General features: G+C 43.5%; 10 protein-coding genes. 3 read left to right on the forward strand and 7 right to left on the reverse strand.

Features of this window, described 5'->3' with window-relative positions; genetic code table 11:
- Positions 1-150: 150 nt before the first annotated feature.
- The 7 genes from fur to LGZ99_RS17400 form a co-directional block, all read right to left on the reverse strand.
- Entirely contained in the window at positions 151-597 is a 447-nt protein-coding gene (gene fur / locus LGZ99_RS17370) for a ferric iron uptake transcriptional regulator (protein WP_021326440.1), read from the reverse strand.
- Between the two features lie 330 nt (positions 598-927).
- A complete protein-coding gene (gene fldA, locus LGZ99_RS17375; RefSeq protein ID WP_021326439.1) occupies positions 928-1,458 on the reverse strand; it encodes a flavodoxin FldA in 531 nt (176 codons plus the stop codon).
- Between the two features lie 172 nt (positions 1,459-1,630).
- Positions 1,631-1,918: a LexA regulated protein gene (gene ybfE / locus LGZ99_RS17380; RefSeq protein WP_036836823.1), complete on the reverse strand. Its 288-nt coding sequence runs from the start codon at positions 1,916-1,918 to the stop codon at positions 1,631-1,633.
- A 139-nt stretch (positions 1,919-2,057) separates the two neighbouring features.
- The gene (locus tag LGZ99_RS17385; RefSeq protein WP_036836795.1) at positions 2,058-3,029 is read right to left on the reverse strand and encodes a GlxA family transcriptional regulator; all 972 of its coding nucleotides are present in this window, start codon (positions 3,027-3,029) and stop codon (positions 2,058-2,060) included.
- A 163-nt stretch (positions 3,030-3,192) separates the two neighbouring features.
- On the reverse strand, positions 3,193-5,361 hold the full coding sequence (locus LGZ99_RS17390) for a type I secretion system permease/ATPase (RefSeq protein ID WP_262979380.1): 2,169 nt from the start codon (positions 5,359-5,361) through the stop codon (positions 3,193-3,195).
- Between the two features lie 2 nt (positions 5,362-5,363).
- On the reverse strand, positions 5,364-6,719 hold the full coding sequence (locus LGZ99_RS17395; protein WP_262979381.1) for an HlyD family type I secretion periplasmic adaptor subunit: 1,356 nt from the start codon (positions 6,717-6,719) through the stop codon (positions 5,364-5,366).
- Positions 6,712-8,817, reverse strand: coding sequence for a peptidase domain-containing ABC transporter (locus LGZ99_RS17400; protein WP_023044696.1), 2,106 nt, complete (start codon positions 8,815-8,817; stop codon positions 6,712-6,714). The genes LGZ99_RS17395 and LGZ99_RS17400 overlap by 8 nt, the downstream gene beginning before the upstream one ends.
- A 346-nt stretch (positions 8,818-9,163) precedes the next feature.
- Between LGZ99_RS17400 and rtxH the strand changes: the two genes are divergently transcribed.
- Genes rtxH through rtxA form a run of 3 tightly spaced genes read left to right on the forward strand, consistent with a single transcriptional unit; the run spans position 9,164 to position 22,251 of the window.
- Positions 9,164-9,514, forward strand: coding sequence for a protein RtxH (rtxH, locus tag LGZ99_RS17405; RefSeq protein WP_021326434.1), 351 nt, complete (start codon positions 9,164-9,166; stop codon positions 9,512-9,514).
- A gap of 21 nt (positions 9,515-9,535) precedes the next feature.
- Entirely contained in the window at positions 9,536-9,997 is a 462-nt protein-coding gene (rtxC, locus tag LGZ99_RS17410) for an RTX toxin-activating lysine-acyltransferase RtxC (RefSeq protein ID WP_021326433.1), read from the forward strand.
- A gap of 29 nt (positions 9,998-10,026) precedes the next feature.
- Complete coding sequence (gene rtxA, locus LGZ99_RS17415; RefSeq protein ID WP_262979382.1) at positions 10,027-22,251, forward strand: MARTX multifunctional-autoprocessing repeats-in-toxin holotoxin RtxA; 12,225 nt, start codon at positions 10,027-10,029, stop codon at positions 22,249-22,251.
- Positions 22,252-22,657 lie beyond the last annotated feature (406 nt).

Here is a 22,657-nt window from a genome sequence, read left to right on the forward strand (position 1 = left end):
TGCTCTCCCTACTTAGTGAGAAAAAATGGACACAGCATTTTTCATAATGAAAAAAACAAACCCCATTATTTTGAATGGGGTTTGTCAGCGGTCTGAAGAACCCTGATAGGTTCCTTTCTATAGATAAAAAATTATCAGCTCAGGAATGAATTACTTCTCGTCATGTGCACTACTGTCTTCGCGGCAATTGCCCGCGGAGCAATGACCATATAAATAAAGGCTGTGGTTTGAGAGTTTAATCCCATAACGTTCAGCTATATTCTTCTGGCGTTTTTCGATCTGTTTGTCACTGAATTCAATGACTTTACCGCAATCCAGGCAGATTAAATGGTCGTGGTGGTGTTGTTGAGTGAGTTCAAAAACCGATTTGCCACCTTCAAAATTATGACGGGTGACAATGCCGGCGTCATCAAACTGATTCAACACGCGGTAGACAGTAGCGAGGCCAATCTCTTCACCGTTATCAATCAGTTTTTTATAGAGATCTTCCGCACTGACGTGGTGGTATTCAGGATCCTGTAATACTTCTAGTATTTTCAATCGTGGAAGTGTTACTTTAAGTCCAGCATCTTTTAATGCCTTATTGTTGTCGGTCATGCGGATTCAGTCCTGTTACTCAGTAAAGTGAACTTAGCGATACTTCAAAAAGTACCAGTTAGTTATCAGATTATGATTATAGGCATGGCTAATGAAAATGAAAACCACGTTAACCTTAACTATCATTACACATTTTGCCAGAATAATCATTTGTAAGACGCAGGAATAACCTTACTATTTATAATGTTTAGGCTATCTTTTCGCCATTCTTCGTAGTAAAAGAGCGGATGTGAGCAGTGTGTTGACAAAAGCAAATGGCTACTCACCTACCGCGTATTCACTATTGATAAGAAATAGCCTGCACCAATATACGCCTATTGGGGTAAATTCCTATCCGGCAATAATTTCCGCCAGACTCATCTCTTCGTAGATCTGTTTAGTCCAGGAATTAACGCGTTCTTCGGTTAATTCTGGTTGGCGATCTTCATCAATAGCCAGCCCAATAAAATGGTCATCATCAGCCAGACCTTTTGATTCTTCAAAGTGATAACCCGCCGTTGGCCAGTGACCAACAATAATTGCTCCACGGGGTTCAATAATGTCACGGATAGTGCCCATCGCATCACAGAAATATTCCGCGTAATCTTCCTGATCGCCGCAACCGAAAAGAGCAACCAGCTTCCCGTCAAAATCGATCTCTTCCAGAGTAGGGAAGAAATCATCCCAGTCACACTGAGCTTCTCCGTAGTACCAGGTGGGGATGCCGAGCAGCAGAATATCGAACTGTTCGATATCTTCTTTACTGCTCTTGGCAATATCGTGGACTTCAGCAACATCAGAACCCAGAATTTTCTGGATTTTTTTGGCAATATTTTCTGTGTTGCCGGTATCGCTACCAAAGAATATACCTATAATTGCCATAAAATTATATAACCTCTTGTTTTATTTGTGTATTTCTGTTTGAGATATACGTATAAAATGTCAAAATCAGCAGAAAAATTCTGATTGTATTAATAAAAAAACAAAATCCTATTCTGACCAAACAGCAAGGACAATTCTGTCAAATTTGTGTGATTTCGTGCCTTCAATGCTATCAAGCAGTGATGTCACTTTCTGCTAACTGGGCCAGCAAAATTTGCTCAATGAGTTCACTGCGGCTGATATTGCGTTGCTGCGCAAGAAAGTTCAGCGCATCGACTGCGTCAGCATTTATTTTCAATTCCACACGACGCAGACCACGCACCTTATCACGGCGAAGCTGGTTACGTTTATTGACTCTGAGCTGTTCATCCCTGGAAAGTGGGTTGGTTTTTGGGCGCCCCGGTCTGCGTTCGTTTGCGAACAAATCCAGAGTAGTGCGATCCATTTGTTCTTTTGCCATAAATTCAACTACTAAAGGGCGTATACCATAAAATATAGCACGCCATGATACCCCAGCTTCCCGTGTATCGCTACTGCCTGACAAAGATAAAAAGCCGTGTCACTGTTTATTCGTAAAGAATGTCCATTGCGTTCCGATTTTAACGGTACTGGTATTTTCTGCGGTACTCGATTGGTGTTAATCCATTCAATTTCTTGAATAGTTCTCTGAAGTAGCGAGTATCTTCATAGCCAACTTCATGGCTGATTTCTTCTATAGTCTTATTCGATTTTTCTAAGCAGTATTTTGCCAGGGATAACCGAATTTGCTGGATATATTGAATCGGTGTCTGGCCGGTCGCTGTTTTAAAGCGCCGCTTCATCTGCCTTTCACACAAATGAATTTTATCTGCCAAATCGCTGACCGATAATATGTCTGATGGGGTGGTAGAATGCATCCAATCCTGTAGTTTGTGGATTAATGTGTCTGAATGCTGGCGGTATGGTACAAAACTTGCCAGAGTATGTGGGGGCCCCCCTTTTATATCACCAAATATCAGTTGGCTACAGGCCTCTCTGGTATTTTGACCATATATCTGTTCAATAATATGCATCATCACATCATTGTATTCATAGGTGCCGGAAGTACAAAAAATATTGTTATCGCTGGTGACTTTTATTTCTGAATGTAACTGTACTTGCGGAAACATGTCCTTGAATAAGTTGGTAAATAGCCAGTGTGTGGTGGCTTTGCGGTTATTGAGTAAATTAGCTTTAGCCAGTACAAAAGAACCTGTACAAACGGAAACGATAGGGATATTTTTTTCTTCCATCATTTGAAGCCAATCTAAGGTTTCTTGGGTACAAAAATCGAAATCGTAATAAGGGACCCCAATTGAACCCACCAGGATAATATCTGTTTGTTTAATTTCTCCTATCAGTTTATTGGGTTTTAGCCGAACACCACCCAGCCCGACAGCATCCTGATTATCCTGTGTGACAATATTGATTTCTGGCTCCGGCGCGCTAGCTAAACGAGCGGCAATGGTTAAAATTTCTATTGGGCCGGTAATAGAAGTCAGAGATCCTCCTGAAAATGCTAAAGCGCTTAAAGAAACTGGATTCCTGTCCATAAAATTCTCCAACTTAAAAATTAAGATGTATCAAGATATTTTATTATCTAACATATTAATAACTTATTATAACAATTATAATTAATTTAATTACATCGAGTTATTTTTTTGAACAAATAAGTAAGGTTAGATACAATTTCAGTCAAAGTTTATTCAATTCTTGTTAAAGAGTTAAATGGGTGGTCATTGAGTTTTCGCCAACTTGTTGATACCACAAGTGAGCGTATAAGCCGCCTTGCTGGAGCAATTGGTCATGTGAGCCAAATTCGACAATTTGCCCCTGATCTAACACACAGATTTTATCCACGTGGCGAATCGTATTGAGCCTGTGAGCAATGCTGATAACTGTTCTGTTACGGCATATTTCGTCCATATTTGCCATGATTGCCGCTTCGGATTCATAGTCCAATGCTGAGGTGGCTTCATCAAGGATCAGAATCGTTGGGTTGACCAGGAGCGCTCTTGCTAATGCGATTCTCTGTCTTTGACCGCCGGAGAGATTTGCCCCTTTTTCCCCAACCGGATGTGCAAAACCGTGAGGGAAGGATTGAATAAATTCAATGGCGCCGGATAACTCAGCAGCGCGGTAGACTTCTTCATCTGTCGCATTGGGTTTACACAGCCGAATGTTATCGGTGATGCTGCCGGAAAACAGGATACTTTCCTGGAGTACAACACTCATATTGCGGCGTAAGGAGACGGGATCGGCAATAGCCAGATCCATGCCATCAATCAGAACTTGTCCATGCTGAGGTACATATAGCCTTTGTAGCAAACGGGTGAGCGTACTTTTACCTGAACCAGATGGTCCGGTTATGCCAATAAATTGACCGGATTTTATCGATAACGACAGGTTTGCCAGAACTTCCGGCGTGTCGTCATGGTAGCGAAAGCGAATATTTTTGAATTCAATCTGGCCTTCCAGCTCAGGTACAGAAGCCAATCCCTGTTTACTGTTCTCCATTGGCTCATCAAGAATATCCCCCACACGTTTCAAGGCGATTAACGTATGCTGAAAATCCTGCCAAACTTGTGCGAGCCGGAGGATAGGTTGCGTGACGTGTCCGGCCAGCATATTGAAAGCGATAAGTTGCCCCGGAGTCAGTTCACCGCGCAGGACTTCTGTCACTCCCCACCATAAGAGGATCGCGGCGGTAAATTTCTGGACAAAATCGATTCCCTGTCCTGCGATTAAACCGCTTTTCTGTGCCGCGAAGCTTTTAGTCAACTGCTGGCTGAGAATACGTTGCCACTGATGTAAGAAACGGTTTTCAGTCGCGGTGGTTTTGATGGTTTCAATCCCGGTGACGGCTTCGGTCAGAAAGCTTGTTGCATTTGCATCGGTTTCATATTCTGCTTCTACTTTGCGGCGAATAATCGGCCCGGCGACGACCCAGAATACGAAATAAACAAAAAGTGAGCTAATAACAATCCAGGTGAGTATCCCGGCATAATAAAACATGATGCCAATAAACATGATGACGAAAATTAAATCCAGCAACAGCATCAGGGTAGAACCTGTCAGAAACTGGCGGATTTGAGACATCTCTCTGACTCTGGCAATGATCTGCCCGGTTTGCCGTTGTTTAAAATATTGCAGCGGCAATCCTGCCAGATGACGATACAGTCGCCCGGATAGCTCAGAATTGATCTGGCTTGCCATGTGCCCAAACACGGTATTGCGCATAAAGCTATACAAAGGTTCGGCAAGGGCGATAGCCAGCATAGCGATGCCTAATACATGCAGGCTGGATAAACTTCGGCCTACCAAGACCTTGTCGATGATGTTTTCAAACAGTATCGGGCTGACCAGCGCAAATAACTGGAGAACTATGGCGAACAAAAACAGATCTCTTATCTGACTTTTCTGCCGGAAAATTGAGGGATAAAACCAGCTCAAGCCGAATTTGACATGCTTCTTAGTTAATTCCTGATCTGCGATCAAAAGAATTTTATAGGCACTTTCTTTATCATCAGCAGGTAAAGGGAGTGACCGCGTTTGTTTAGTCGCAGGATCGAGAACGGTAATATTGTCATTATCGACTTCAATAAGTACCCACCACTGTTGTTCCAGTTCGATCAATGCTGGTAAAGGCAGCGTCGGCGCGATATTAGCAGTTAAGCGCTCAATTTTACTGTGCAGCCCGATAGCGTTGGCGGCTTCACGCAGTTGTAAATCACTCAGATGTAAAGAATCAAAACCCAGGCTGTGTTGAAGTTGATCGACAGTGGCTGATTTATGAAATTGTTTCCCCACATAGACGATGCAATCCAGCGCCCGATTATGAATGTAGCGACTGGAATCAGTGGCAGAAGATGGTAATAGGTTCACGATTATTTCTCCCTCAATGCTTCAGACTGATACTCTCTGATAGGACTCAGGAGATAATCGATAACGCGGCGCTGATCAGTTTTGATTTCGGCGACAATGGACATACCAGGGGTAATTTCAACCCGGGTATTGTCTATGGCAATGCTATTACGTTTAAGACTGACTTGAGCAGGAAAGACCAATCCTAACTGTTCATCTGTGGTTGAGTCTCTGGATATGCTCAACAGTTCACCGTCGATAGTGCCATAACGCGTATATGGGAAGGCATCGACTTTAATAGTGACTTGTTGCCCCGAATAAACAAATCCGGCGTCTTTGTTTAAAATTTGCACTTCCGCTAATTGCACATTGTCATCAGGAACGATCACCATCAAGTTTTGCGCCGGTTGCAGTACCGCACCTAACGTATGCACGCTGAGTTGTTGAACGGTTCCTGTGACCGGGGAACGAATGACTTCAAGTTGTTCTCGTACCTGAGCTTTTGCAAGCTCTTGCTCTAAAACGACCAATTGAACTTCGGCCTGTTTTCTTTTATCAAACCATTCGCGCTCTTTTTGTGTTTTCAGACTGTTTAAACGCTCTTCCAGGCTAATATATTGCGATTGCAGAACATGAAGCTCCGCATTTTGTTGGGCAATCAGGCGTTCTGTTTCCAGAAACTCTTTTTCCTGTTCAAGATATTCAACTTTACTGATCACTTGTTTTTGACTTAAGGTCTGACGTGCTTTTAAACGCTGGCTGATATTTTGCCGGAGCTTAGTGAGCGCATTGAGATCGCTTTTTCGTGATTGTTGAGAAGAGAGATTCACGTTCATCTCTGCTTTCAGATTTGTTACAACAGCTTCATATTCTCTTTTCTCACGGGAATAGTTTTCAGCAACTTGTGTTTGCTGGGATGCCGGCAATGCTTGGAACAGTGCCTGTTCTGTTGGTTCCTGCTTTTCTGTCAAAGCCTGATAACGAATTTTTTCGTGGGCTTGATATTCGATCTGCTTGAATAACCGGGTGATGTCCTGGTTAACACCGAGAGTATCGAGTGTCAGAAGAGGGGCGTCTTTCTCCACCCTTTGCCCATTCTGAACATGGATAGCGGTTACCCGGCTTTGTTCGTATGCCTGAATTATCTGAGAACGGCCAGAGACAATCAGGCGACCGGTTGCGGTTGCCTGAACATCCAACTTACCCAAATAGGCCCAGAGCAAGGCTATGATAACGCCGATACTGAGCGTTATGGCGGTGTAGCGGGCGAAAGGTGACGGTGGGCGTTGTGATAACGCTAAATGTGTCGGTAAAAAGTCATAGTGCTGTGGGCGACAGCGCAACCGTGATTTTATTTTATCCTTAAACGCCTTAATCATGGCAAGGTACCTCCTGTTTTAATTCCTGTTGTAATCGCCAGAGTTTCCGGTACTGTTTGCCGTGGTTAAGCAACTGATCGTGAGAGCCTTGTTCGATAATTTCCCCCTGATTAAGCACAATGATGCGATCACAATGACGCACGGTTGAAAGCCGGTGGGCGATAGTGATAACGGTTCTGCCCCGGGCAATTTCTGCCATATTTGATTGAATGCGTGATTGTGATTCGTCATCAAGCGCACTGGTTGCTTCATCAAGAATGAGGATTTTGGGGTCAGCAAGGAGAGTCCGGGCAATAGCAAGCCGTTGACGCTGACCACCAGACAAAGATTGCCCGCCTTCTGCAATGGTTGTGTCATATCCCATCGGCAGCCTGAGAATAAATTCATGAGCGCCTGCCAATTTGGCGACTTTAATCACCGATTCCAGGCTGGCATCGGGTTTCGACTGAGCGATATTTTCATATACTGTTTTGTTAAATAAGAAATTTTCTTGCAGAACGACACCAACTTGTTGTCTGAGTGTTTCGATACCTATGTTTTGCAATGGAATACCATCTATGGTGATTGTGCCTGTTTCCGGGGTATAAAGGCGGAGTAATAAACGTGCCAGCGTGCTTTTCCCGGAACCGGAAGTACCCACAATACCTATGGTTTTTCCGGCTCTGATATCAAGGGTCAATCCTTTGATGGTTGGCGAAATATCAGGTTGATAGCGAAAGACAATATTGTTAAATGAAACTGCACCATGCAGCGTTACTTGTTGCTGGCCGGATTGCTGTTCGGTGGGCAGATTTAACATATCTCCTAATTTATCTATGGCTACCCGTGTTCTGATAAATTGCCCCCACAGCTCTACCAGCCTGGCTAATGGCTGGGAAGTGTGGTTAACCATCATATTGAAAGCGATCAACTGACCAATGGTCAGTTGCAGTGATAAAACCTCAGACGCACCTAACCAGAGAATCGCGGCATTGGTGATTTTTTGCAGTAGCATGACAATATGGTTTGAGCGATTACTCAATTGCTGTACGGCATAACTGGTCTTGACCGTCTTCTCAGTCTGGCTATCCCAGCGGCGAATGAATCTCGGCTCTATTGCCAGGCTTTTAAGGGTTTCAGAACCTGAAACGGTTTCAGTTAGAAAAGAAGTATTTATTGCTGCATGAGTGAACTGCTCTTCAACGGCCTTCTCCATGCGGGGAGTCAGCCACCATGCCAGAATGGCATAAAAAGGGATGGTGGCGATAAAAACCCAGGTAAGCGTGCTGGATAACAGACTCATCACATAGATGAAAACAAACATAAACAGCACATCGACGGATAAAGTGAACATTGAACCGGTCAGAAACTCCCTGACGGTATCCAGTTCACGCACCCGTGTGACAATCGCGCCTACCTGACGGGATTTAAAAAAGAGTAAAGGTAACCCAAACAGGTGCCGTACCAGCTTTAACCCCAGTTTGATATCGATACGGTTTGCGGTGTGAGCGTATTGGTACTCACGTAATCCACGTAAAACCACCTCTATTATGCCGGCGATAATTAAGCCAAAGACTAATACATCAAGGGTTGATAACGCCTGATGGATTAAGACTTTATCCATAACCACTTGAATGACTAATGGTGAAATGAGTGCAAGAATTTGCAGTACAAAAGAAAATAGCAATACTTCACCCAAGTTTTTCTTTTGTGCCAGAAATTCTGGAATAAACCAACTAATATCAAATTTAGTTTGCTTTTGTTTTACTTTAATCCATTTTCCACTCCACTCTTCCGTCAGTTTTTCTGCTGACCATACTTCTGGTGTTTCTTTATTCACTTTCTGAATGAGTGAATTATCTTTATTCGATTTGGCTAAAACAAAAGGCAAGCCATTATTATCAAACAAGATTGCGGGTAATGATATGTCATGATATTTCTTTCTTACAGAGTGTTTATTTGTAATAGATAAGTTAAATTTTTTCTCTATAGCCCTTATATAAGCGTGATAACAATCAGAACTTTTTAAGTTATCAATATCACTGATATTGTTCTTTCCATGGCAGATCATCAGTATTAATTTTAATGATGACAGGGTTAATTTCTCAATCTCATTCATGAATAAATGTCTTTAGAATTTGTATAAGTAATATTTGTATAAAATATTAATAAAAACAGATTGTTATGTTGCCTGTTTGTTATGTCGTAATTTAATGTCACTTAATTATCTTATATTTGTTGTCGGTAACAGTGTGGGTAAATAGGACTATATATGGGGGGTAAAGAGACTTTTTGGGATATGAATATTGTCTTTGAGTTTTTGCACTATATTATTTCATTTGACTCACTCATTTAGCAGCATTTATCGCTGTATAAACTCGAAATTTCTTTGAGTTTAATGCTTTTGTTGTTATATATATTTAGCATTGTTTTTAATGAATTGTTTGTTTTTTGGTGAATAAAATATGTCTGAAAAATTTGTACAAACCATCTCTAGCGTCAATTATAACAAAGGTATTTTCTCTCTTTATTTTGTTGGTCAGGAGCCAAATCGGATGGCGAACGGAATAATGGCGGAAAATGATAATGAGCTTGAATTAAAGCAAGTTATTCATATGCCGGCATCGGGATTTATGTATATGGTTTCGATGGTTAAAAATATGTTGGAAGATCCGCGTATGGCGGCGGAATTTGACAAACTGGTTGCTGCCGGGTTTTTACCTGTTCCACAAGTGGCCGAAGAGCAAGCTGCATCAGAAGCTATAGCGGAAGAATCTGCTAATGCTAAGAGACGCACATCTAAAAACGCAAAATAACACCTGGCGGTTAAGTAACGCATGGCGATTATACATCAACCAGCGAAACTGAATACCGCAGAAATTCAGGCCATGATCGGAGGAGTGATGCTGTTGAGTCAGTATTCTCCTTTGCATCGGAGATACCTGGTGTCCGAATGGCATCAGCGTATCTTACCTGCATTTGAACTGAATCAGTTTTGCTACTACGAAGATGAGCATGGGCGCCCAATTGCTTTCTGTAATTGGGCTTTTTTGTCTGAACAGAATCGGGAAGAGCTTCTTTCGGGAGAAAGAGAGCTTACCCACACGGACTGGCGCTCAGGTCCGTATATCTTTTTTCCCGAAATGATTGCGCCTTTTGGACATGGCCGCGAAGTTGCCAGGGATTTACGCCGCCGTGTTTTTTTACCGTGGAAAGGCCAGAAAGCTTGTACTGTCCGCGGGAAACTTGATGTCCAAAACAATCGCTGTATTCGTCAGGTGCAGTGGTTCTTTGTTTAATTTCTATATTATTATTTAAAGGCTTTCTAATGGGGAAATCATCAAATAGAAGTACCGAGTACTTCTTTACTGGAAAATACTACGACGATAATGATGGTAATAGTATTACTGCTATTGGTGTTGGTGGTGAAGTTTATGCTTATGGCGGAAATGATGATGTTACTGTTGGTTCATTAAAAGTCGATGTATACCATACAGATGGTGACCTTGCGGTAAAGGGAGCTTCAGGTTACGCCGGCGTCAGTAAAACGGGAAATGGTAGTCTGTCATTTGCGGGTGCCGCCGGTGCAGCTTTTATTAATCACACGGGTGATACGGGAAATTTAAATTATTCGGGCGCCGCCGGCTACAACAAACTGGTTCGTAAAGGTTTGTCTGGTGATACAAATTTTAAAGGGGCCGGTGGATACAATAAGTTATGGCATGAAACTAACTGGGGAAATTTAGATTTTGCCGGTGCAGGGGCATACAATGACATTGACCATACCTGGTTTAACCGTTATCAAGATTCACAGGGAAATGTCACTTTTAATGGCGCAGGCGCTGCAAACAGCATCAATTCACGAGTAGAGAGCGGTAACGTTACATTTAATGGGGCAGGTGCTGATAATCACATCGTACGTAAAGGTAAAGAAGGTAACATTATCTTACGTAGTGCGGGGGCATCGAATCGCATTGAGCGTGTACGCCAAAATAAAGATCGGTATGAACAGACCCGCGGTGATATTACTTTTGAAGGTGCGGGTGGTTATAACAAATTCTATTCTGATGTCGCACATGGCAATATTAATTTCTCTGGTGTTGGTGCTTACAATGAAATCACCAGAATAGACGCGAATAGCAATTTCGATGATGAGACACTGGAATTTGCTAAAGCTAAAGAAATCGTATTGATAACGGCAACGATGGGAGGAAGCTGGATCCAAGGGTCTCAGCAAGTTACAGGTATTAAATCAACCGTCGAACCGGATACCTATCTTTTTGCGTTTGCTGACAAAATGTACACTAAAATCAGTAAAGTCCAGCTTCAAAATAATCCCACCACCGGTAGACTCGGTTATCATGCCACTTCTTGGCATAAAGCAGGTAATCACCTTAAAGATCTTGCTGCGAAAGAAATTTCGTCAGGCAATGGATTTGTCACGGTAAACTCTAATGGCGCTTACCGTCTCTCCAGTTTGATTTTTGAGCATCAGCAACCCATTGAAATTCATGCTATCAAGGAAAGCCTGCTGATAGATCAGTGGGTAACCTATGCGGGGGGCATGGTGATTAAAGCAGAGGATATCTTGCTAGGTGATGCCAAAATGGGGGGATATGCGATCTTCTCTGATGGTCGCAAAGTCGATGTTTCAGCAGTCAAATCGAACCGGCAGCCCAATACTTATGTGTATGCCAAGGTAATGGGGTCATATACCAAAATCGTTGAAGTTCAGTTGAAAAACGATCCTGATACGAGGCAACTGAAATACAAAGCACTAGCATGGTACAAAGCAGGCGATCACACGCGTAATTTGGCTAATGAAGCGCTTTCCTATGCTAACGGATATACCTCTATTGGTCCCGGTTACACGTTAAGCCAGCTTCAATATGGCGTTAATACGGTGCGCCGTACCTCCCATCGATTAGTACATAGTGAAGAATATAGTCAGCAAGACCTTGTTAAATCATCCACAAGTAGTGGTTACGTTAATTTTAACGGTGTGGGTGGTGGAAACGTTATTAAATCTAATGTCACACGGGGAAATGTTAAGTTTAAGGGCGCAGGGGCGGCAAATGTCATTTTGCATGGCTCAAAATTCGGTGATACGAATTTTGATGGAGCGGGTGCAGCTAACGTCATTGTAAAAAGTGGTGAAAAGGGCGATCTGATATTTCATGGTGCGGGTTTAGCCAATGTCCTTGTCCACCAAGGCCAGAGCGGGAAAATGGATGTTTATGCTGGTGGCGCGGTAAATGTTCTTGTGCGTGTCGGGGATGGACAATACCTGGCTCATCTTCTGGCTTATGGCAATATCTCGATCCACAAAGGCAACGGTAACAGCCGGGTGCTGATGTTGGGCGGGTACAACACGCATACTCAAATCGGTAATGGCAATGGGAGCTGGTCCGGTGTGGGCGGTTTTAACGTCATCACCCAAGCAGGAACAGGGGATATCTCCTCAGTACTGTTGGGCGGCGCTAACGTGCTCACTAAGCTCGGTGCGGGAGATCTGGTTTCCGGTATGTTCGGTAGCGCCAATATTATCACCCATCTCAGTGATGAGACCGAAACTGCCGACACCACCGTCATTGCGTTGGGCGGAGCCAACATCTTTACCAAGAAAGGGAAAGGCAATGCCTTGGCGGTAATGGGCGGTGGCGCCAATGTTCTCACGCATATTGGTGACGGTAATACCACGGGCGTTATGCTCGGTGGCGCTAATGTTTTGACCAAAGTCGGAAAGGGTGACACGACTGGCATCATGTTTGGCATTGGCAACGTGTTGACCCATGTTGGCGACGGTTTGACACTGGGCGTGATGGCTTCGGCAGGAAATATCTTCACCAAAGTCGGAGATGGGACATCTATCGCGGCCATGATTGGTGCAGGCAACCTGTTTACCCATGTCGGTAAAGGGGATGCATGGGCGTTAATGGGCGGTGCAGTGAACGTCTTTACCAAAGTGGGTGACGGTAACGCGCTGGCATTGATGGTAGCCGCAGGCAATGTGTTTACTCATATTGGGGATGGCACAACTGTTGCGCTGATGTTGGCAAAGGGCAATATCGCAACGAAAGTGGGTAATGGCATGACCTTGGCGGCGATGATCGGTAAGGCCAATATCTATACCCATGTCGGGGATAGCGAGACATTTGCGGCCATGATTGGGGGGGCCAATGTGCTGACGAAAGTCGGTAATGACCTGACCGCTGCCTTAATGATAGGGAAAGCCAATATCTATTCGCATGTGGGTGATGGCGCCAGTATCGGTTTGTTTGCCGGTGAGCTGAACGTGATGACCAAAGTCGGTGAGGGTACAACGCTGGCGGCAATGTTTGGTAAAGCCAATATTATGACTCATGTCGGGAATGGTTTAACCGGCGTGTTAGCACTGGGTGAGGCTAATATCGTTACCAAAGTGGGTGATGATTTTATGGGAGTTGTTGCCGCGGCGAAAGCGAATGTTGTTACGCATGTCGGCGGTGCGACAACCGCTGGTATCCTGTTTGGTAAAGGCAATATTCTGACCAAAGCGGGAGACGGTACCATGATCGGCCTGCTTATTTCCGATGTGGGTAACGTGATGACTCATGTTGGAAAGGGGACGACGGTGGGTTTTGTCAAAGGTAAAGCCAATCTTATTACCAAAATTGGAGATGGTGCCGGGGTGAATGCGGTTTGGGGGGAAGCCAATATTCTGACGCAGGTTGGTGATGGCGACCGTTACAACTTCGCAAAAGGTAAAGCTAATCTCATTACCAAAGTGGGGAATGGACAAGAAGTCACGGTGGTTCAGGGCGATGCCAATATCATTACCCATGTGGGTAACGGAGATGACTATACCGGTGCTTGGGGCGAAGCCAACGTTATCACCAAGGTAGGAGATGGACACAATGTAGTGCTTGCTAAAGGCAAGGCTAATATTGTTACTCAGGTAGGTAAGGGCGACAGTTTTAATGCCTTATGGAGCGAAGGCAATGTCGTCACCAAAGTGGGTGACGGTATGCAGGTGACGGCGGCAAAAGGGAAAGCTAACGTAACCACGACAGTAGGCAATGGCTTAAATGTAACTGCCGCTCATGGTGACACTAATATTAACACCCATGTGGGTGATGGTATTTCGGTTAACGTGGCGTGGGGAAAATATAACGTCAATACCAAAGTTGGCAATGGCCTCAATGTTGCGGTAATGAAAGGCCAGGGCAACGCTAATATTCAGGTTGGTCATGGCTTAGATGTTAATGCCTCTTATGCGCACAACAACGTGGCGATTAAGATTGGTGATGGTGATTTTTACAGCTTGGCTGTTGCATCGAGTAATACAGAAAGCAACAAACTTGCCTCTTTCTTCGACAATATTAAACAAACTGTACTCGGTGTGGGAGGCAGTCAGGCGATTAACTATCTGGTGCATGGGGATGAGGCTAACACGTCAGGCACTCACAAGGGCAGAGGTGCAATTAACTTAACCGAAGTTTCTACCATTGATGGTTTTAAGATGGATGAAATTGATCAAGTCGGTTCGGACTTAAGCAGTCATCTGAGTCGTTCTGTAACAGCGGTAGAAGTGCCTGATATTGACTCAATAGAAAATTCTTTAGCAGGTTCGCTGAATAGAAAAACGCGATCGGTATCGGATCGGAACGAAAACCTGATCGTCAATGGTGACTTTGAACAAGGTAGTCAAGGTTGGCAATCAACTCATGGTGTTGAGGCATATAATCCGGCGAATGCTTACGGCCTTAATAATGCGGGTCATGGAAAGCGAGTCAGTGAACTTGATGTGGATATCAGTACCACTATTTACCAGGATCTGAAAAACCGGTTTGAAGGTGAAGTCATTTCATTAAGCTTTGATTTTGCAAAACGTGCAAATAGCATTATGTTTAATGAAGGCATGGAAGTTATTTGGAATGGTGAAAGCAAATTTACCATTACTAATGGTGATACTGCATGGCAAAGTGAAACACTGGAATTAATTGCCAAAGCAGGTACTAACCGCATCGAATTTAAAGGTATCGGCAATAATAATGGTATTGGCTATATCTTGGATAACGTTGTTGCAAAATCTGTCGGTAGATTGCCAGCCAAAATGATTACTGAACATGCCAAGCAAGACCAAGCGGCCAAAAATGCGTTAAATGATAAAGAAAAAGCCGAAAAAGATCGCCAGCTCCTGGAGCAAGAAAAAGAAAAACAACGGGCAGCGATTGAAAAATCGAAATCCCAATTGGAATCAACGGATCAGGAAGCGCTTAACCGGAATGGGCAAGTGCAGAGTGAGGCGATAAAAGAAGAAGCTCAGGCAGTTACTGAAGAGCTGACTTTAATAGCTGACAGGTTTAAACAACTTAAAGATGAGACTGATAATAGTCGTGAGTTAGATAGCCATTATCTTGACTATACGGGAGGAATCTCTAAGGAGATCCAGAAACGGCTGGATGACATCAAACCGGCATTAGAAAAACGGTTGGCAGATATACATCGGGATACTATTGATACACAGCAAAAAGTAAAAGATAGCGTAGCGCTATCAGAAGCAGGTGCCGAGAAAGGTAAACAGAATCGTGATAAGGCCATTCTTGATGGTATAGATGCGCAGTTCAAAGCAGATCGGAAAAAAGAAGACGCACTTTTACAACAGCAGCAGGCAGAAAAGGCGAAGGATAACGCCAATATTGCGTATCAGAATGCAGAAAGCCGTGGTAAGCGTGATATCGCAGCGGCGGAAAGTAAAGCCGCTCAGACTCAAGCTGATGCTAAAAGGGCGAAATTGAGTGATTCCAAACCTGCTCGCATTGGTGCAAGTGGCAGCGGCTTGTCAGGAGAAAAAGCCTATGAGTCAACAGGAGAGGGGGAAACCGGCAGCCATATTGATCCTGAATTGATGCCAGAAGCGAGAAACAGATATTATCAAGGGCTGACCGAAGAAGAATTGCAAGCGTTAGAGAATGCTAAACAGGCGGTTAGCCGGTTGCAGATCAACGCGGGAATTCGTGCGAAAAATACCCGTGTTTCGCTTACTCCACGGTCTGTTGAAACACAATCTGACCGCATTGTGGTACCTCCTTTACATGAGACGCGTGAACTCATCAGAAAAGCGCCGATAATGTCTGGTATCAATCTGCAAGGATTGGGGGGAAGCAAAAAGAAGGCGATCGAATCTTCCGTACTCAGTCGTGCACAAAAAGTCGCCCATATCTACCGTTGGCTTGATAATAGCAACGATAATGCGCCGGACAGATATATTCCTGTTCCTGGATTTAAGCGTGTTAATGCAGATATTTCTGATAAAACCAGACAACGGATAGTGACTTTTGTTGAAAGGCATATCAAGAATGCCAAAAACAATGTACCTGAGAATGAAGCTTCATCTTTAGCGAAACTGTTTGTTGACGCTACTCTGAATTATGATTGGGATAAACGAGTTGAGTTTATTGCCAAAATAGATAGCTATGGCTATAGCTTTGAACCTGCCCGCGGTGATAAGAATATTGTTTCATTCTGGTCCGGGAAGACTTTTAGAAGGCATCGAGATGTCCTTGAAGCAGCACAACGGGATGGTCAGAAAATTGTTTACGATCTTGATGTGCAAGGAAACGCTTTTGCGATTCAACTTAACCAGCAACTCATGCGCTGGGGAATTATGTACCTTGCCGATCCTGAAAATAATGAACATAGAGCGCTAAGAGCGGCAATTGATGCTGCTACGTATAGCAATACTGGTTTCTGGAGTTCGGTCTATGCCGCAGGATCACGTGGTGATGTTTATTTGATCTCTGAGGGTGGTTTACGTCTTGGTAACTATTTCTGGAATGTTGAATTACCTGTATTGCGTAAATTGCAACGTGAAGGATTAGTGGGTGAAATTCGATTGCTGGATAAGCCGGCAAGTGAATATAAAGGATTGGCTATAGAATCTATTGGCCGCAGCTTAACCGAGGCGGGTATTACTGTGCAGGCGCGTTTTGATGCTTTGACTATTGAAGAGCAGAAAAAACGGCTGGCGGTTAACCCCGGTGGCTATAAAGCCGATACCATTGTTGATCTCGATATTAATCTCAGCGCTGTCGATACTATGCTGAATCAGGCATTACCGTTTTATGGATTACGTACAGAACGTAACTTATTAGTGCAAAAGAGTGATGAAGGATTTGAGGTGCGTTCATGGCCAGGTAATGGCAATGAATTTAAGAAGATTATTGTAAAAAATACGGCCAGTAATAATCTGCTTAAAGCAGTTGAACGTTTTATTCTTGCTAATTATGACAATTATGCACAATTACCTGATGAGTTACATTTCATTAAAGATCGGATGATATCCCGTCATCAAGGATATACCCGAATTCTTACTGAGAAAGTGAATGGCATCTGGAGGCCCGTGCCAAAATTGATGTCGGTGAGTGAGTTCCAGGAAGCGGCATCTGTTTTGGGTAAAATGCGTGGTGACAGTTACCAAAAAGTCATTGATGCATTAGATAGTTATCAGAATACCCGACAAGGAAGGAAAGACGATGAATTGGATGTGATTGAAAAATTATCCAATTTGCGCCAACAGGTTGAAGGCTATCTCTTAGGTCATCCTGGCTCAGATCGTGTATCGGCAATGAAGGCCTTGTTGTCTCAAATTAACACACGCTTTGAAGAGTCGATGATATTTGCTGAATCTACAGTGAGGATCTCAGAACAAGGCGATTTCAGTAGCCTGTACGATAAGCTTGTTAATGCCAATCTTAAGGATTCAAAACACCTTTATATCGATGAAAATGGTGATTTTGTGACTCGAGGTAAGGCAAATATTCATATTAATCAGAAAGCGGAAAGTGCTGATAAAGCGGTTGAGCAAGTCAAAGCGGCGGTTATTAAAGAATATGGTCAGGATGTTTCTGATGCCGTCTTCTCGAATCTGAAAGCCAGCGATTTATCGCAAGATGGTAAAGGCATTGATGTGTCTGGTTTAAGAAAGATTTATCAGGCGATTGAGAATGTGTCGACACCTTCTGGTTCTCAGAGCAAAAATCATGATGTGGCAAAAAAAAACTTATTCCAAGAAGTGGGTTATACCATTTTTGACATTAAAGCAGGTGGAAAACAACTGGCTGATTACTCATTCCACTTTAGTCAGAATGAGGATTTGTTGGGCGAGCTTAAGAAGCTTGTGCCAGAAATTGGTAATGTTCGCCTGACCAATGGTAATGACGTTCAGTCTAAAGAGTTTCTGGAAGGAATATGCTTTGCTCTGTCTTCCCGCTATATGATGGAAGAACGTGTGAATGGCGTGGGAGGCGGAAAAGCTTATATGGAGTGGTTGAAGGATGTAGCTAAAGCTTACAACGACAACGCCGTGAATAAGAAAACCGACATCAACTCCGTTGAATCTTCCTTGCTTAATCAATATCGCCGTCAGAAAGCCGGCCCGGCTATCGAAGAGTTGCTGTCAATACAACATCTTCAACAACTTGATGCTGGCAGTTTGATCGAGAAGGCGAAGGGGAATATTGACTATAGTGCAAGGTTAAAAGCAAATGGGTTAACAGGAGTGAGGATTGGTGATCCGTTGAATCATGATTCTGGTGGCTATGAATCTGTTCTGGAGCAACTGCGCAATGTGAAGCAATCGACTTATATGACATTTATGTCTGAAGATCATGCCATGTCGGTAGTTGTGCATAAGAGCGAAGCTCGGACAATCTGGTCATTCTTCGATCCTAACTTTGGCGCTAACTCGTTTGATAACTATGATGATTTTCGCCATTTTATGGATTCTTTCCATAAGAGCATAATCACGGGTTACCGATCTCTTATAGGTTATCAATATGCTCCTGCCAGCTCAGAGGACAGTTCAAAACCAAGCTTCAATATTAACTATAATATATTTGAAGGTAGTGATGTTACGGGTTATGACAGTACTTGGAAACCGGCGCGTGAGGGTGAACAAAGTTATGTATTGCGTGCACTGAAAGAGCAGGGAAGAATGTTTTCGCTGGATTCAGGTGTCAAAGGGCAGATCGTTGATTACCGTGAAGATGTTATCACTCTGGAAGTCACGGATAAGAAAGGCCAGAAGGTTTCTGTTGAAGTAGAAAGCAACAACTTTAAACAAGCAGCCAGTCTCGTACAGTTGAATATCGGTCAGATATTTGCTGATCCGACCGTCAGTAAATTGACACTGAAAGGTTCGGCGAATGGTGATGCTACGGTATCTGTGCTGGAAAAATTATCGTCGGACGCCGTTCTAAAAAACAAAGATGTCGAATCCTGGACTCGCATTGCCGTTACACAACAAACCGATGGTAGCGAAACGCGCTTTGATGGTCAGATCATTATCCAGATGGAAGATGATCCTGTAGCAGCCAAAGCGGCGGCAGACTTGGCGGGTAAACACCCGGATTCCAGTGTGGTTGTTCAGCTTGATTCTGACGGTCAACACCGTGTCGTCTATGGTGATGCATCTAAATTTAAACCATCAGACAAATTACGTTGGCAAATTGTGGGGCATGGCCGTGATGAATCAACACAGAATCATACCCGTATAAGTGGTTACAGTGCGGATGAACTGGCAAGAAACCTGAAACAGTTCAGTCAGAACTTTAGTCAGGCAGGTAAGCCAGATCACATCAGTATTGTGGGTTGTTCGCTGATTAGTGATGACAAACGGGATGGTTTTGCCCGTCACTTTATCACTGCTTTAAAGGCGCGAGATATCCACACGAGTGTTTCGGCTCGCCGTAGTGATGTTGCCGTTGATGTCACCGGACGTAAATTTACCCGGGATGCAAATAATCAGTGGTTCAATAATCTGACTGATAACAAAATCGTATTGCGCTGGGATGAGAAAGACGAACTTGAAACCCATTCAGAGCGGATTCGTTGTGGTATTGCAGAAGGGGATATCAACCTCTCCCGTGTTGGTATTGCGGATGTAGATACACTGGCTAAAGGCGTCATTGTGGATAATGTCGATATTTTCACTGCGCCAGAAAAGCGTAAAAACAAGACTGAAATTGACTCAGGTAACGTATTGAATAACCAGTTCAGTTACTCCGGCAATATTCAGGTGCATGTGGGGAATGGTGAAACGACCTTACTCAACTGGGGAACGTCGAATTTGGGTATCAAGGTAGGCAATGGCGGTTTTAAATTATTAGCCTTTGGTGACAACAATGTGATGGTTCACATTGGTCATGGCGACAGTAAACATAGCGTGAATATCGGCGGCTATCAGGCGCTCGAAGGGGCACAAATATTTATCGGTAACCGTAACGTTAGCTTCAACGTGGGCCGCAGTAATGACCTGATGATAATGATGGATAAATCAATTCCGACGCCACCACTGGTTAATCCATTTGATGGCGCCGCACGTATTTCCGGCGTACTGCAAAACATTGCCTATTCTAGTGAAAAACAAGATTGGTTAGCGGTACAAGATCAGCAATGGACGTTGTCTGGTGCGGAGACATTTGTTCGGGGTATGTCTGGCTTAGACCAAACCAGTAATGTGGATTACAACACATTGGTTGATCTGGATTCTCAATATGAACGCAGCAGCCGTGGCCTGAAAAGTGATACTGAAGCCGCATTGAATAAGAAATTCAACCAGTGGTTAAGCCGTAATAACAATAACGCTGATACCGGCAAAATGAGCCGTGCAGATAAATTCCGTCAAGCCAATGAGAAACTGGCCTTTAACTTTGCGGTTGGTGGTCAGGGTGCAGATATTCAGGTGACAACCGGTAACTGGAACTTAATGTTCGGTGACAATATCCACTCTATTCTGGATACCAACCTCGGTTCACTATTTAGTTTGATGACTCAGCAATATTCGGCAACGGGGATGGCAAAGACCACTTTCACCTATAACCCGCAGGATTTGCCTCGTCAGCTTAAAAACAAGCTGCTTGGTCGATTGGCGGAAGTGGGGGCAGATACCACCTTAGCGGATATCTTTGGTGTGGATTACACCGCAGATGGCTGTATTGTTTCCCGTACAGGCGAGCCGGTGGATGGCATGGCTATTCTGAAAGAGATGATTGAAGTCATTGGGAAATTCAGTGGTGAACAACTGCAAGCCTTCACTGATCCAAGTAAACTGCTTGATGGTCTGAAATCTCATCTCAACATGGATAAGAATGGCATCAGATCATTTGCGGAAAGTCATGGCCTGAAAGAGAAAGAGCCTGATGGAAATGAAACAGGCAAAGTTTCGGTAGTTGATACTGAAAAAGCTCAAACCAGCCCTCCAGTTACTGACAGCGCTAAACCAGAGCGTGCGTTTGGCTTTGGTTCACTGAATCTGCCTAACCTGTTTGCGACGATATTCAGTAAAGACAAGCAAGAAGAGATGACATCGTTGGTGACCAATCTCAAAGAGAATCTGACGGCTGATTTGCTCAATATGCAAGAGAAAACATTCGATTTCCTGCGTAAAAGTGGTCATTTGCAAGGGGATGGCGACATCCACATATCGCTGGGTAACTACAATTTCAACTGGGGAGGTGCCGGAAAAGATCTCGGTGCTTATCTGGGCGATAACAACAACTTCTGGGGCGGTCGTGGTGATGACGCTTATTACGCGACAGGGGTATCCAATATTTTCACCGGGGGTGAAGGTCATGATCTGGGTGTCCTGATGGGGCGTGAAAATACGATGTTTGGTGGCCAAGGGGATGATACCGCAGTTGTTGCCGGGCGTATTAACCATGTCTTTATGGGGGAGGGTGATGATCAGACATTTGTCTTCGGTGAAGGCGGTTTGATTGATGCTGGAGAAGGCCGGGATTATGTCGTGACCTCAGGGAACTATAACCAGGTAGATGCTGGAAAAGGTCAGGATTATGTGGTCACCATTGGTAACAATAACCGGGTTGATTTGGATGAAGGAGATGATTTTGGCCGAGTCTTTGGTAACCACAACCACATCAACGGTGGTGTCGGTCATGACTCTATTAAGCTGATGGGGTATCACGCGGTGATAAACGGCGGTGACGGTGATGATCATCTGATAGCGGAAACCATTTCGAAGTTCAGCCAGTTTGATGGCGGTGATGGTCAGGATCTGCTGGTGCTGGGAGGTTATCAGAACAGATTTACAGGCGGCGCGGGCGTAGACAGCTTTGTGGTCGGCGACAAGGTGATTGATAATCGGGTAAATGATATTAGTGCGGAAGATATGATCGTCTTTAATGATATTAACTGGCAAAACCTATGGTTCCAGCGCAGTGGACACGATTTGGTATTGTCAGTGAACCGTCATACTCAAGATAAAACTGCTCAGGGTGTCTTTGAATCGTTAGGTTCAGTCACCTTTAATAATTACTTTAATGGCAATCGTGCCAAATTGGTGGCTCAGATGAGTGATAAGAACGCATCGGAAGAGCGGGAATTTACTGCGCTTTCAGATAACGCGGTTGATTCATTGATCCAGGCAATGAGTAGTTTTGCGCCTACTGTGGGCGATAATGGTTTTATTGAGAGTTTGGACAGTAAAGCGAAAATTGCTATTACGACGGCGTGGGCCGATACCACCATTGGAAAAAGAAAATTTGCTTAATTAACTCTCTATACTAAAAGTGGAATGAATAATGAAAATGGCTCACAATAGGTGAACCATTTTTTTGCCTATGAATAACGAACGGATATTATAGATTTCTCGTTAACTAATTGTTATTTATCTGATGAAATTTTTTGTTAAAAAAGTAGGATGTTATTATCTAATTTACTTATATGATTTTACTCGTTATAATTTTTTAATGTTTTTACTCTTGTGGAATAAAATAATTGGTTATAATTAATCATAAATTATATCTTGGTTTAAAAATGACTTTATTATCTTCTCTGTATTTTTAGTGTTTTTATAGAAAAAGATATTTACATTAAATATTTTTGAATTTCATACAAGGGACGTAATTGATTTTTATTATTGGGGCTTTTCTGTTAAAAGATCAGAAAATTTGAAC

The organism is Photorhabdus temperata (genome assembly GCF_025384845.1).
GTDB lineage: Bacteria > Pseudomonadota > Gammaproteobacteria > Enterobacterales > Enterobacteriaceae > Photorhabdus > Photorhabdus temperata.

Coding starts and splice junctions, on each gene's coding strand:
- rtxC (WP_021326433.1), top strand. CDS start 9,536: ATGGCGATTATACATCAACCAGCGAAACTGAATACCGCAGAAATTCAG.
- LGZ99_RS17395 (WP_262979381.1), bottom strand. CDS start 6,719: ATGATTAAGGCGTTTAAGGATAAAATAAAATCACGGTTGCGCTGTCGC.
- rtxH (WP_021326434.1), top strand. CDS start 9,164: ATGTCTGAAAAATTTGTACAAACCATCTCTAGCGTCAATTATAACAAA.
- LGZ99_RS17385 (WP_036836795.1), bottom strand. CDS start 3,029: ATGGACAGGAATCCAGTTTCTTTAAGCGCTTTAGCATTTTCAGGAGGA.
- fldA (WP_021326439.1), bottom strand. CDS start 1,458: ATGGCAATTATAGGTATATTCTTTGGTAGCGATACCGGCAACACAGAA.
- ybfE (WP_036836823.1), bottom strand. CDS start 1,918: ATGGCAAAAGAACAAATGGATCGCACTACTCTGGATTTGTTCGCAAAC.
- rtxA (WP_262979382.1), top strand. CDS start 10,027: ATGGGGAAATCATCAAATAGAAGTACCGAGTACTTCTTTACTGGAAAA.
- fur (WP_021326440.1), bottom strand. CDS start 597: ATGACCGACAACAATAAGGCATTAAAAGATGCTGGACTTAAAGTAACA.
- LGZ99_RS17400 (WP_023044696.1), bottom strand. CDS start 8,817: ATGAATGAGATTGAGAAATTAACCCTGTCATCATTAAAATTAATACTG.